This window comes from Pseudomonas sp. ADAK18, from assembly GCF_012935695.1.
Lineage (GTDB): Bacteria > Pseudomonadota > Gammaproteobacteria > Pseudomonadales > Pseudomonadaceae > Aquipseudomonas.
Genome location: NZ_CP052859.1, coordinates 4,360,086 through 4,372,725 on the forward strand (window position 1 = coordinate 4,360,086; position 12,640 = coordinate 4,372,725).

Sequence of the window (12,640 nt, forward strand, 5' to 3'; positions counted from 1 at the left end):
GCCGATCGCAGGCTGCGCCAGCGGCTACAGGTGATCGACACGGCCTTGGCTGCGGCTACAGGGATTGTTCCAGATGATCGAGCAGTGTTGGGTCCAACGGATCCAACGGTCGGCCGAGCATGGTTTCCGCTGCCCGCCACAGCTGATCCAGACCGCTCGCCAGTTCTTGCTTGCCGGTAGCCCCCAACAGCAGATAAGACGCGCCCTGGAAGTCCTCGACCTTGAGCCGGAACACCGCCAGCACCTGATTGATCGCCGCGATCCGGCGCAGGCGTTCGCGACGACGGGGCAGTTCATCGCCCAGAGGGTCGCTCCAGTGCAGGTCTTCGCCCAGCAGTCCGCAGAGTCCACACATAACTTATTGCTCACTCATGGCATGACGTCGCCGGAGTTCGGGCCAAGGGTCTGGCCGACGAACAGGTTGCCGCCAGGTTCGCTGGCAAGCAGCACGGCGGTGGGGGCAACTTCGTCCGCCAGACCAAAACGGCCCAAGGGTAACTCGGCAGATTTGGCACGCTTCCAGGTGTCACTGATACCGCCGACCAAGGGCGTTTCGATCGGGCCGGGGGCGATGGCGTTGACCAGCACGTTATCTTTCGCCACTTCCAGGGCCAGGGACTTGGTGAAGCCAATCACGCCGGCCTTGGCGGCTGCGTAATGGGTCAGTTCGGCGCCGCCCTTGATGCCCAGTTGCGAGGCAACGTTGATGATACGTCCCCAGCGCTGCGCGAGCATGTGGGGCAAAGCGCGCTGGCTGGCGACGAAGACGCTGGTAAGGTCGACGCGCAGCATGTCGTTCCACATCTCGATACTCAGATCGACGCAACGGGCCTGGGTCAGCATGCCGGCGTTGTTGACCAGAATGTCGATACCGCCGTAATGCGCGACGCACGCATCGACGCTGGCCTGGGCCCCTTCGACGGTGCCGACATCGGCCACGCATTCGAAGACTTCGGCGCCCAGGGTGCGGCAGGTTTGGGTGGTTTCGGCCAAGCGGGTGGCGTCGCGGTCGGCCAGTAGCAGGCGTGCGCCTTCGACGGCGTAGGCACGGGCGATGGCGGCTCCGATGCCGCTGGCGGCGCCGGTAATGACGGCGCGGCGATTAGTGAGTTGGGGCATTGTTAGCCCTCCTTTGATGAATGAACACCATCAAGTGTGGGAGCTGGCTTGCCTGCGATGCAGACACCTCGGTGTATCAGCCGAACCCGAGGTGATGCCATCGCAGGCAAGCCAGCTCCCACATTGGATTGTGCGTGGATTGAAACTGGGATTAATCCGGCCAGCGCACCGTCAGCCCGCCATCAATCACAATGCTCTGCCCCGTCAGGTAACTCGACTCCTCACTGGTCAAAAACCGCACCAGGGACGCCACTTCATCCGCCCGCCCTACCCGGCCCAACGGAATCGCCCGCGCCGCTTTCGCCAAGCCCTCAGGCCCCAAGGAGTTCTTCGCATCCAGCGACTGCGGCGTTTCAATCAACCCCGGAATCACCGCATTGCAACGAATCCCCAGCGGCGCCAACTCCACCGCCAGCGACCGGCACAACCCCGGCACGCCGGCCTTGGCCGCCGCATAATGTGAATGTTCCTGCCAGCCATACACCCCACCGGCAATCGACGATATCGCCACCAGCGCCCCACCTTCACGCATATGCCGGGTCGCCGCACGGAAAGTGCGCATCACCCCCGTCAGGTCGACATTGAGCATCTCGTTCCACAACTCATCGGTCATCTCCAGCAACGGTGCGCGGCGCAGCAGGCCGGCGTTGGCCACTGCGTAATCGAGACGACCAAAGTGCTGGATCGCCTGGGCGGCCAGGTTATCCACAGACGCGGTATCGCCCACGTCCAACGGCAGCATCAGGCATTCACCGCCGGCCTGCTCCACCAGCGCGACGGTCTGATGCGGGTCATGGGGATCGGCCGGGTAATAACCGCCCACCACCGCCACACCGCTGCGGGCATAGGCCACCGCGAGGGCCTGGCCGATGCCACTGGCAGCACCGGTAATCAAGGCAACTTTACGACTCATCAACTGAACTCCTTACTGGACGGTTTCCGGACGCACATGGCGCGCGGCAAACATCAGCGCACCGGAGAGAAAGCACGGCAGTGCGCCGAAATACAGGGCTGAGGTCTGCCAATCGCCGCCAGCCGACAACACCGATGTGGCACCGAAACCTGCGACCACGGCCCCAATCGGCCCCATCGCGTGAATGATCGCGCCGCCGGTGGCGCGGATGCTGGTGGGAAAACTTTCACTGATGAAAAACAGTGCCGCCGAGTACGGCCCGATCAGGAAGAACAAGCCCAGACTGTAGAGCCCGACCACCATTGGCATGTTGCTCGGGCCATAGAGCATCCCGGCAAACGCCAGCCCGCCGAGCATCCAGCCCAGGCCGATCACATTGCGTCGGCCGATCTTGTCGCCCATCCAGCCGTGGCAGAGGTAACCGCAGTAACCCACCAGATTCGACAGCACCAGAATGATCAGCGAGTTCTCAAACGAGATGTGGTGCACGCTGACGATCACCGACGTGCCCAGCACGCTGAACACCTGGATCGCTGCCCAGTTGAGCAGGATCGCCGCACCGATCACCAAGGTCGCGCGACGGGCCGGGCCACGAAATGCAGCTTTGAGGCCAGCCTTGCTGTGTTCGTCATAGTCCACGCCGTAGGTCATGGCGACATTTTGTGCCTCTGCCACCGCACCGCTTTTACGCAGTTCGCCGATGCGCTGGTGGATCTGGAATTGCGGGCTCTCCTTGAGCTTGCGAGCCATGATCGCGATCACGATCGCCGGAATCGCCGCAAACACGAAGCAACCCTGCCAACCAATGATCGGCAGCAGCAACGCGGTCAACCCCGCCGCGATCAACGCCCCCACCGGCCAGCCGCCCTGCACCAGGCTGTAGATAAAACCACGCCGCTTGGCCAGCTTCGGGTCATCAGAGGCCGCGTACAGCTCGCTCAGGTACGTGGCGTTGACCGTTTCCTCGGCATATCCCAGACCGCCCAACGAACGGATGAAGATCAGCGGCGACTTGCCCCACGCGCCGCCGATGGCGGTCAAGGCGGAGCAGATCGCCGAACCCGCGACAGTAAAAATAATCCCTTTGCGCCGCCCGAGTTTGTCTACCAAAGGCCCAATGGCCAAGGCCACCACGGCGGTGCCCACGGCGACCCAGGTGGCGATTTCAGCTTGCTCCACTTCACCCCAACCAAAGTGCCGGCCGATCTCCGGCAGCAGGGTGCCGAAAAGGATGAAGTCATACACCGCAAACACCCAGGCGAAAAACGCGATCCAGGTGGCAAAACGCACTTCCTTGGGCGTCAGTTGCCGGGGTTTCCAGCCAGTCAGATCAAGCTTGTTGTAGATAGACATGAGTCGCGCCTCGATGGGAGCAAAGGGTCAGGTACGGGGTTGGCGGCGGATAAAGTCGTCGGCGATTTCGTCGAAAGTGACAAAGCGCACGCCGGCATGGCTCTGGATGTGTTCGATCAGTCGTTCGAGCATCAGCAGCACTTGTGGGCGACCGGACACATCGGGGTGGATGGTCATGGTGAACACGGCATGTTCGTGTTCGCGGTAGACCCAGTCGAACTGGTCGCGCCACATTTCTTCAAGGTGGCGCGGGTTAACGAAGCCGTGGCTGTTGGGGGCCTTTTTGATGAACATCATCGGTGGCAGGTCGTCGAGGTACCAGTTGGCCGGAATCTCCACCAGGTCGGTTTCTTCGCCGCGTACCAGAGGTTTCATCCAAGTGTCGGGGTGCTGGCTGTAGTCGATCTTGGTCCAGCTGTCGCCCTTGCGCACGTAGTAGGGATGGAAGTCGTTGTGCATCAGGCTGTGGTCGTACTTGATGCCTTTTTTCAGCAGCAGTTCGTTGGTGACTTTGCTGAACTCCCACCATGGCGCCACGTAGCCGGTGGGCCGTTTGCCGGTGACCTGGGTGATCAGTTCGATGGACTTGTCGAGGACGATTTCTTCCTGCTCGGCCGTCATGGCGATGGGGTTTTCGTGGCTGTAGCCGTGCACGCCGATTTCGTGGCCGGCGTCGGCCACAGCCTTCATCTGCTCGGGGAAGGTTTCCATCGAGTGGCCGGGGATAAACCAGGTGGTGCGCAGGCCGTAGCGTTCAAACAATTTCAGCAAGCGTGGTGCGCCGATTTCACCGGCGAACAGGCCACGGGAAATATCGTCTGGGGAATCTTCGCCGCCGTAGGAACCGAGCCAGCCGGCGACCGCGTCGACGTCGACGCCAAATGCACAGAGGATGTCTTTAGCCATGATGTGTCTCCTTATTGGATAAGTGCGGTTTCAACCGAGAGCGCAGCTCTTAACAGCCGCGCGTCTTCGCCGCTGGGGGCGCTGAGTAGCAGGCCGGTAGGCAGGCCCAGGGCGTCGCGACCGCTGGGCAGGGTTACGCCGGGCATGTCCAGCAAACTGCCGGGCATGGTCAGGCGCAGGGTGGCAAGGTTGGTGCTGACGAACAGTTGGTCGTCGGCTTCCAGCGGTGCCAGGACCGGGGCGACATGGGCCACGGTTGGGGTGATGAGGATGGCGCCGTCGAGTTCGTCGATCAGTTGCTGTTGCAAACGGCGGCGGGCGTCGTACAGGCCCAGCAGTTGGCTGGCAGGTAGCGTGCGCGCGGCTTCAAGGCGGCGGCGTACGCGGGGGTCGAGTTGCTCGGCGTCGGGGCTGTCGAGCAACGCTTCGTGTAAGGCAAAGGCTTCGAAGGAACCGAGCCAGCCTTGATGCTGGATCAGGTCCAGCGTGGCTTGAAAAACCTTCGAAGGACGTACATCAATCAGCGCACCAGCAGCCTTTAACTGGTCGATAGAGCGGTGCAGGTTATCGCGCACGCTCTGCTCGACCCTGGCGTCTTCCAGCACGCTTTGTTCAACCTGGAACCGCTGACCCTTCAGGCTGCGAGCCGAGCGTGGCTGGCGCTGGTCGCGGCCATTGAGCAAGTCATCAATGGCCAGGGCGTCGCGCACACTGCGGGTCAGCGGGCCGAGGCTGTCGAGGGTGTGGGCCAGGGGAAACACGCCGTCGCGACTGTAGCGTCGGCAGCTGCTGCGGTAGCCAACCAAGCCGTTGAAGGCGGCGGGAATGCGGATCGAGCCTGCAGTGTCGGTGCCCATGGCAACCGGCACGATACCGGCCGCCACGGCGACAGCCGAACCTGATGACGAGCCGCCGGGAATGCGCGGCTGATCAGTGCCGAGCGGGTTGTGGGGCGTGCCGAAATGCGGGTTCAGGCCCAGGCCCGAATACGCCAGCTCGCTGAGGTTGGTCTTGCCCATGCTGACCATGCCGACGCGGCACAACTGGCTAACGACCGGGGCGTCCAGCAAGGCAGCCGACGCTTGGCGGCGATAGGCGGCGCCTGCCGTCGTAACACTGCCGGCGACATCAAACAGATCTTTCCAAGCCAGCGGCACGCCATCGAATACACTCAAGGGCTGCCCGGCACGCCAGCGGGCAGCCGCCGCTTCGGCTTCGCGGCGCGCGCGCTCGGCGGTCAAGGAAATAAACACGCTTGGGGCCAAGTTCGCGTGAGCGAGTGACTGTTCAAGGGCTTGCACCGGATCACTGCGACCGCTGGCGAAGTCCTCGGCCAATGAGGTGGCGTCTGACATGAAAGGACCCCTAAAAATGTACATATTAATAAAATGTACATTTTACAAAGGCAGCATTCGTGCCAGTCTCATCGTTATCACGGTGCACCACTCGCAGTTGAAGACCTGAAGCTGGTGTAGATATACGGGCTAGATGGGTTTACATCGTTAAAAGAAAAACCTGCCGGTGCGCCAAAGGTGACCTAGAATGAAATAATGTATCTTTTACTAATAGATCCATTTTGGTGCAGAAAAGTAACATTCCTCTATTGATGCCCCCAAAAAAGTGCCGCTAACGTGGCGCAGAGTGACAGGGGCATCTATGAGAGAATCCCCGGCCACCGTCCCTGCTCTAGAGAACCCGATGAAAGCAGTGTCAGCTTCGGCTTCCCGTTACGCGATGATCCGCCAGGTCTTGCGTGACGCTATCGTCAACGGCACCGCACGCCACGGCCTGGTACTGCTGGAAGCGCCGCTCGCCGAGTTGTTCGGTACCAGCCGGGTGCCGGTGCGCAAGGCCTTGGACCTGCTGCACAGGGAAGGGCTGATCTGCCGTTTTGATGGCCGGGGTTACCTGATCAGCCCGAATGGCCTGGCGCTGGAGCCATTGCGTCTACCTTTGAGCCATGCGCACCTGGGCCTCAACGGTGACGATGAACTGGTGGACATCCGGCCATTGGGCGAGCGAATCGTCGAGGAAATTGGCGCGGCGCTCTCTACCTGTATCGCTTTCGGCCACTACCGTTTGGATGAACAAGCCGCCGCTGAACACTACGGTGTCAGCCGTGCGGTGGTGCGTGAAGCGCTGATGCGCCTGCGGGATCGCGGCCTGGTGGAAAAAGAACCGTACTCCCAATGGCTGGCCGGGCCGCTGACCGCTCGGGAAGTCACCGAAGACTACGAACTGCGGGCCTGCCTGGAGCCGGAAGCCTTGCGCCAAAGCGCCCCGAACCTTGCGCGTGAAGTGCTGGAAGCCATGTTGCAGCGGGTACTCGACGCGCAAAACAGTGCCCATTGCAGCCTGGAAGAAATCGAACAGATTGAAGACGACCTGCACCAGCACTGCCTGGCTGGCCTGCAAAACCGCAAGATCGCCGCGCTGATCCGCCAAGGGCAGAGCCCGATGATCATCAGCCGGATTTTCTACCGCCTGCTGGGTATCGGCGCAGATCCAGCGATGCTGGCCGAACACCGTTTGATCCTGGAGTTGCTGCTGCACGGCGCCATCGATGCGGCGGCCATGAACCTGCGCGAACACCTGCAACGGGCACGGCAACGGATGTTGCAGCGGTTGAAAGTGCTGTCGGTGCTGCCAGAACAGCCATTGCCGGGCTACCTCAGCAAAATCAGCTGACTACACACACTCCAAAATGTGGGAGCTGACTACACACACTCCCACAAAGGAATTGTGGCGTGACGAATATCATGCAATTTGTTGCTAACTGATCCCGGCCATTGAAACCACCGCTGACCCGCCCCATCTAACCTCCATACTTCCTTATGCAGGTGCCCCATGAGCGACCAGCAAGAATTCCCTGAAGACTTCACCGAATACGCCGACCCCGAAAACGCTGAACACGAAACGTCCTCCAACAAAGGCCTGGCCCTGCCTGGGCAAAACCTGCCGGACAAGGTCTACATCATCCCGATCCACAACCGGCCTTTCTTCCCGGCGCAGGTGCTGCCGGTGATCGTCAATGAAGAGCCGTGGGCCGAAACCCTGGAGCTGGTGAGCAAATCCGATCACCATTCCCTTGCCCTGTTTTTCATGGACACACCGCCGGAAGATCCACGGCATTTCGACACCTCCAGCCTGCCGCTGTACGGCACACTGGTGAAGGTCCATCACGCCAGCCGCGAGAACGGCAAACTGCAATTCGTCGCCCAGGGCCTGACGCGCGTACGGATCAAAACCTGGCTCAAGCACCACCGGCCACCGTACCTGGTGGAAGTCGAATACCCGCACCAGCCCACCGAGCCGACCGATGAGGTCAAGGCCTACGGCATGGCGCTGATCAACGCGATCAAAGAATTGTTGCCGCTGAACCCGCTGTACAGCGAAGAATTGAAGAACTACCTCAACCGCTTCAGCCCCAACGACCCATCCCCGCTGACCGATTTCGCCGCCGCGCTGACCTCGGCCACCGGTAACGAGTTGCAGGAAGTGCTGGACTGTGTGCCCATGCTCAAGCGCATGGAAAAAGTCCTGCCGATGCTGCGCAAGGAAGTCGAAGTCGCGCGCCTGCAAAAAGAAATATCTGCGGAAGTTAACCGCAAGATCGGCGAGCACCAGCGCGAGTTCTTCCTCAAGGAACAGCTCAAGGTCATCCAGCAAGAGCTGGGGTTGACCAAAGATGATCGCAGCGCCGATGTCGAACAATTCGAACAACGCCTGGTGGGCAAGGTGCTGCCGTCCCAGGCGCAAAAACGCATCAGCGAAGAAATGAACAAGCTGTCGATCCTGGAAACCGGCTCGCCGGAATACGCGGTCACGCGCAACTACCTGGATTGGGCCACCTCGGTGCCGTGGGGCGTGTATGGCGAGGACAAACTCGACCTCAAGCACGCCCGCAAGGTGCTCGACAAGCACCACGCTGGCCTGGACGACATCAAGAGCCGCATCCTCGAATTCCTCGCCGTCGGTGCCTATAAAGGCGAAGTCGCCGGTTCCATCGTGCTGCTGGTGGGCCCGCCGGGCGTAGGCAAAACCAGCGTCGGCAAGTCTATCGCCGAGTCCCTGGGCCGACCGTTCTACCGCTTCAGCGTCGGCGGCATGCGCGACGAGGCCGAGATCAAGGGCCACCGTCGTACCTACATCGGCGCCATGCCAGGCAAACTGGTGCAAGCGCTTAAAGATGTGGAAGTGATGAACCCGGTGATCATGCTCGACGAGATCGACAAGATGGGCCAGAGCTTCCAGGGCGACCCGGCTTCGGCCCTGCTGGAAACACTGGATCCGGAGCAGAACGTCGAATTCCTCGACCACTATCTGGATCTGCGCCTGGACCTGTCGAAAGTGCTGTTCGTATGCACCGCCAACACCCTGGATTCGATCCCGGGCCCGTTGCTGGACCGCATGGAAGTAATTCGCCTGTCGGGTTATATCACCGAAGAGAAAGTCGCCATTGCCAAGCGTCACCTGTGGCCCAAGCAACTGGACAAAGCCGGGGTATCGAAAACCAGCCTGAGCATCACCGACGGCGCCCTGCGCGCGTTGATCGACGGCTATGCCCGGGAGGCCGGGGTACGCCAGCTGGAGAAACAACTGGGCAAATTGGTGCGCAAGGCGGTCGTCAAGTTGCTGGATGAGCCGGACTCGGTGATCAAGATCGGCAACAAGGACCTGGAAAGCTCCTTAGGCATGCCGGTGTTCCGCAACGAGCAGGTCCTGTCGGGCACCGGTGTGATCACTGGCCTTGCCTGGACCAGCATGGGCGGCGCGACCTTACCTATCGAGGCGACGCGCATCCATACACTCAATCGTGGCTTCAAACTCACCGGGCAACTGGGCGATGTGATGAAGGAGTCCGCCGAGATTGCCTACAGCTACATCAGCTCCAACCTGAAGTCGTTTGGCGGTGATCCGAAGTTCTTCGACGAAGCCTTCGTGCACCTGCACGTACCGGAAGGCGCCACACCGAAAGACGGCCCAAGTGCCGGGGTGACTATGGCCAGTGCGCTGCTGTCGCTGGCACGTAACCAGCCGCCGAAAAAGGGTGTGGCCATGACCGGTGAACTGACGTTGACCGGGCATGTGCTGCCGATTGGCGGGGTTCGCGAAAAGGTGATCGCGGCGCGGCGGCAGAAGATTCACGAGCTGATCTTGCCGGAGCCCAATCGCGGGAGTTTCGAGGAGTTGCCGGAGTATCTGAAGGAAGGTATGACGGTGCACTTTGCCAAGCGCTTTGCGGATGTGGCGAAGGTGTTGTTCTGATGGTTATGTAGTGCCTGGGCTGGCCTCTTCGCGAGCAAGCCCGCTCCCACATTTGACCGAGTCCACCCTTTGGAATGCGGTCAAATGTGGGAGCGGCGGTGCGACGATTCGACTTGCTCGCGAAAGGGCCGGTACAGCCAACACCCCTCCCATCTTGTCACACCCTGTCTCATCTTCGGTTATGCTCGCCCTTCGTCGCCAAACAACGGAGCCCCCATGACCGCTGCCCGCCTGCTTCTTCCCCTGAGCCTCATGTTGCTCGCCGCTTGCGCCAGTGCACCGAAGCAAAATGTCACCGTGGAAAAACAGAGCACATGCCCTCTCGTCCTTAAAACCGGACAAAACCTGATCCTGACCTTGCCCAGCAACCCCACCACCGGTTATCGCTGGGCGATCCAGGACTCAGCCGGCGGCGTGTTGCGCAGCCTCAGCCCTGAGGTCTACACCAACCCGGAAGACACTGGCCTCGTCGGTGCCGGCGGCAAGTCCACCTGGCGCTTCCAGGCCTTTGCCCAAGGCCAGGGCCGCTTGCGCCTGACCTCCCAGCAACCCTGGGAGCCGGAAGCAGAGCCGGCCGAAACCTTCGACTGCGCCATTACGGTGAACTGATATGCCATGGCTGATTCTCGCTCTGATGGGCGCCGGCACCTTTATCTATGGGCTGACCACCCACGCCGCGTTACTGTGTCTGCTGGTCAAACCCTTGCCGGTGCTGGCACTGTTGGGCTGGTTGCATGACGCGCCACCCACCGACTATCGACGCTGGATCAGCCTGGGTCTGATTTTCTCCCTGGTAGGCGATGTATTGCTGGCATGGCCCGGCGACCTGTTTATCTTCGGCCTCGGCGCGTTTTTGTTCGCCCATTTGGCGTACCTCAAAGCCTACTTGAGCGATTGCCGCCGTCTCGCGCTGTTGCCGCTGGTACTGGCGTTGGTGGTGGGCGCGATCTTGCTGAGCATCTTGATTTCCCATGGCCTGGGCGAGTTGCTGGTGCCTGTGGTGATTTACGCCCTGGTGATCAGCGCCATGCTCTGGCGAGCGTTGGCGCGACTGGGCAGCAATGTGCCCAAGCGTTCCGCGATGCTGGCGGCAGCGGGTGCGGTGTCATTCGTGTTTTCCGACACGCTGATCGGGATCAACCGGTTTGTGGTGGCGTTTGAAGCAGCGCCGTATTTGTTGATCGTCAGCTACTGGCTGGGCCAGTGGGGGATTACAGCATCGGCGTTCCATCAGACAACCCGCGCATCCCACGACCAACTTGGCTAAAATGCCGGCTTTTCCCCCTTCGTCACCGGAACAGCCGTGAGCAAAGAACCCGATCGCCTATTCGCCCAGCCCTTGCCCCAGGTGCCAGACTTCGCCTTCAACGAAGACGTGGTACGGGTGTTCCCGGACATGATCAAGCGCTCGGTGCCCGGCTACCCGACTATTGTCGAAAACCTCGGCGTACTCGCTGCACAGTTTGCCCAACCGGGTAGCGTGCTCTACGACCTGGGTTCGTCTCTCGGTGCGGTAACCCAGGCCCTGCGCCGTCACGTGCGCACCGACGGTTGCCGGGTGATCGCTGTGGATAACTCGGCGGCAATGGTCGAGCGTTGCCGGGAATACCTTAACGGCCAGGACTCGATGTTCCAGGAGTTGCTGCCGGTGGAAGTCGTCGAGGGCGATATCCTCGCGCTGCAATTCCAGCCGGCCTCGGTGGTGGCGCTGAACTTCACCCTGCAGTTTATTGCTCCCGAAGAACGCCTGGCGTTGCTGGGGCGGATTCGTCAGTCGCTGCTGCCGGGCGGCGCGTTGATCCTCTCGGAAAAGCTGCGTTTCAACGACCCGCAAGAACACGCGCTGCTGACCGACCTGCACATCGCCTTCAAACGCGCCAACGGCTACAGCGAACTGGAAATCGCCCAGAAGCGCAGCGCCATCGAAAACGTCATGAAGCCCGACAGCCTCGAAGAACACCGCGAACGCCTATTGGCGGCCGGGTTCTCGAAAGTCGTGCCGTGGTTCCAGTGTCTTAACTTTGCCTCGTTGATTGCCTTGCCATGATTGATCTGTCTCCCCTCGCCCGCCATCTGGTCGGCACTCCTTTAGCTGTTTGGGCTCAAGGCCTGCAAGCGCAACTCGATAGCAAGATGGAAAAGGGTCATGGCGACCTGGAGCGCTGGCAGAGTGCGCTGGATGCACTGCCGAAGATCATGCCCAGCGAAATCGACCTACTTAACGGCCTGATTCTGGACACTGAGTGCGACGACGAAACCCGCGCGCAGATGCGTACTGCGCTGATGGGCTTGTGCCCGTGGCGCAAGGGGCCGTTTGACCTGTTCGGCGTGCATGTGGATACCGAATGGCGCTCGGACTGGAAGTGGTCGCGAGTGGCCCCGCACTTGGACCTTAAAGGCAAGCGCATCCTCGATGTTGGTTGTGGCAACGGCTATTACATGTGGCGCATGCTCGGTGCTGGTGCGGACAGCGTGATTGGTGTTGACCCGAACTGGTTGTTCTTCTGCCAGTTCCAGGCGGTGCAGCGTTACTTGTCAGCGCCAAACGCCTGGCACTTGCCGTTCCCGTTTGAAGACCTGCCGCCGAATATGGAAGGCTTCGATACGGTGTTTTCCATGGGCGTGTTTTATCACCGTCGCTCGCCCATCGAGCATTTGATTGCGCTCAAGGATTGCCTGGTAAAGGGCGGCGAGTTGGTGCTGGAAACGTTGGTGGTTGAGGGCGATCAACAACAAGTGCTGGTACCGGAGGACCGTTATGCGCAGATGCGTAACGTGTGGTTCCTGCCGTCAGTGCCGGCGTTGATGCTGTGGCTGCGCCGTGCAGGCTTCAGTGAGGTGCGCTGTGTGGATGTGAGCGTGACCACGGTCGAGGAACAGCGTGGGACGGAGTGGATGAAGTATCAATCCCTCAGCGATTTCCTTGACCCTGAGGATCACAGCAAGACCATCGAAGGGCTGCCGGCGCCGATGCGGGCAGTGATTGTCGCCAAGAAATAACACCCGGCTCCTCCTGAAAAATGGAGATCAAATGTGGGAGCTGGCTTGCCTGCGATAGCATCACCTCGGTTTGCCTGATAC

At 60.8% G+C, this 12,640-nt stretch carries 12 protein-coding genes; 6 read left to right on the forward strand and 6 right to left on the reverse strand.

The window, feature by feature from the left end:
- Window positions 1-55: 55 nt before the first annotated feature.
- From HKK55_RS19675 to HKK55_RS19700, 6 genes are all read right to left on the reverse strand, one after another.
- Window positions 56-355 (reverse strand): hypothetical protein, encoded by a 300-nt coding sequence (locus HKK55_RS19675; RefSeq protein WP_169356195.1) that lies wholly within the window; start codon window positions 353-355, stop codon window positions 56-58.
- Window positions 356-369: 14 nt separating this feature from the next.
- Window positions 370-1,119, reverse strand: a complete 750-nt coding sequence (locus HKK55_RS19680; protein ID WP_169356196.1) for an SDR family NAD(P)-dependent oxidoreductase — start codon at window positions 1,117-1,119, stop codon at window positions 370-372.
- Window positions 1,120-1,270: 151 nt separating this feature from the next.
- Window positions 1,271-2,032, reverse strand: coding sequence for an SDR family NAD(P)-dependent oxidoreductase (locus HKK55_RS19685; protein WP_169356197.1), 762 nt, complete (start codon window positions 2,030-2,032; stop codon window positions 1,271-1,273).
- Between the two features lie 12 nt (window positions 2,033-2,044).
- Window positions 2,045-3,385, reverse strand: a complete 1,341-nt coding sequence (locus HKK55_RS19690) for an MFS transporter (protein ID WP_169356198.1) — start codon at window positions 3,383-3,385, stop codon at window positions 2,045-2,047.
- Window positions 3,386-3,412: 27 nt separating this feature from the next.
- On the reverse strand, window positions 3,413-4,291 hold the full coding sequence (locus HKK55_RS19695) for a polysaccharide deacetylase (protein ID WP_003234086.1): 879 nt from the start codon (window positions 4,289-4,291) through the stop codon (window positions 3,413-3,415).
- 11 nt (window positions 4,292-4,302) lie between these two features.
- Complete coding sequence (locus HKK55_RS19700) at window positions 4,303-5,646, reverse strand: amidase (protein ID WP_169356199.1); 1,344 nt, start codon at window positions 5,644-5,646, stop codon at window positions 4,303-4,305.
- Between the two features lie 343 nt (window positions 5,647-5,989).
- Between HKK55_RS19700 and HKK55_RS19705 the strand changes: the two genes are divergently transcribed.
- The 6 genes from HKK55_RS19705 (at window position 5,990) to cmoB (ending at window position 12,559) form a co-directional block, all read left to right on the forward strand.
- Window positions 5,990-6,979, forward strand: coding sequence for a GntR family transcriptional regulator (locus HKK55_RS19705; protein WP_169356200.1), 990 nt, complete (start codon window positions 5,990-5,992; stop codon window positions 6,977-6,979).
- Window positions 6,980-7,138: 159 nt separating this feature from the next.
- Window positions 7,139-9,559: an endopeptidase La gene (gene lon, locus HKK55_RS19710; RefSeq protein ID WP_169356201.1), complete on the forward strand. Its 2,421-nt coding sequence runs from the start codon at window positions 7,139-7,141 to the stop codon at window positions 9,557-9,559.
- A 216-nt stretch (window positions 9,560-9,775) separates the two neighbouring features.
- The gene (locus tag HKK55_RS19715) at window positions 9,776-10,168 is read left to right on the forward strand and encodes a protease inhibitor I42 family protein (RefSeq protein ID WP_169356202.1); all 393 of its coding nucleotides are present in this window, start codon (window positions 9,776-9,778) and stop codon (window positions 10,166-10,168) included.
- Window position 10,169: 1 nt separating this feature from the next.
- Complete coding sequence (locus HKK55_RS19720; RefSeq protein ID WP_169356203.1) at window positions 10,170-10,826, forward strand: lysoplasmalogenase; 657 nt, start codon at window positions 10,170-10,172, stop codon at window positions 10,824-10,826.
- A 36-nt stretch (window positions 10,827-10,862) separates the two neighbouring features.
- Entirely contained in the window at window positions 10,863-11,606 is a 744-nt protein-coding gene (gene cmoA, locus HKK55_RS19725; protein WP_169356204.1) for a carboxy-S-adenosyl-L-methionine synthase CmoA, read from the forward strand.
- Entirely contained in the window at window positions 11,603-12,559 is a 957-nt protein-coding gene (gene cmoB / locus HKK55_RS19730) for a tRNA 5-methoxyuridine(34)/uridine 5-oxyacetic acid(34) synthase CmoB (RefSeq protein ID WP_169356205.1), read from the forward strand. The genes cmoA and cmoB overlap by 4 nt, the downstream gene beginning before the upstream one ends.
- Window positions 12,560-12,640 lie beyond the last annotated feature (81 nt).

Excerpts from the sequence above, each read along its gene's own strand:
- HKK55_RS19700 (WP_169356199.1), bottom strand. The coding sequence starts at position 5,646 with ATGTCAGACGCCACCTCATTGGCCGAGGACTTCGCCAGCGGTCGCAGT.
- cmoB (WP_169356205.1), top strand. The coding sequence starts at position 11,603 with ATGATTGATCTGTCTCCCCTCGCCCGCCATCTGGTCGGCACTCCTTTA.
- HKK55_RS19680 (WP_169356196.1), bottom strand. The coding sequence starts at position 1,119 with ATGCCCCAACTCACTAATCGCCGCGCCGTCATTACCGGCGCCGCCAGC.
- HKK55_RS19690 (WP_169356198.1), bottom strand. The coding sequence starts at position 3,385 with ATGTCTATCTACAACAAGCTTGATCTGACTGGCTGGAAACCCCGGCAA.
- HKK55_RS19720 (WP_169356203.1), top strand. The coding sequence starts at position 10,170 with ATGCCATGGCTGATTCTCGCTCTGATGGGCGCCGGCACCTTTATCTAT.
- HKK55_RS19705 (WP_169356200.1), top strand. The coding sequence starts at position 5,990 with ATGAAAGCAGTGTCAGCTTCGGCTTCCCGTTACGCGATGATCCGCCAG.
- HKK55_RS19675 (WP_169356195.1), bottom strand. The coding sequence starts at position 355 with ATGTGTGGACTCTGCGGACTGCTGGGCGAAGACCTGCACTGGAGCGAC.
- HKK55_RS19695 (WP_003234086.1), bottom strand. The coding sequence starts at position 4,291 with ATGGCTAAAGACATCCTCTGTGCATTTGGCGTCGACGTCGACGCGGTC.
- HKK55_RS19685 (WP_169356197.1), bottom strand. The coding sequence starts at position 2,032 with ATGAGTCGTAAAGTTGCCTTGATTACCGGTGCTGCCAGTGGCATCGGC.
- HKK55_RS19715 (WP_169356202.1), top strand. The coding sequence starts at position 9,776 with ATGACCGCTGCCCGCCTGCTTCTTCCCCTGAGCCTCATGTTGCTCGCC.
- lon (WP_169356201.1), top strand. The coding sequence starts at position 7,139 with ATGAGCGACCAGCAAGAATTCCCTGAAGACTTCACCGAATACGCCGAC.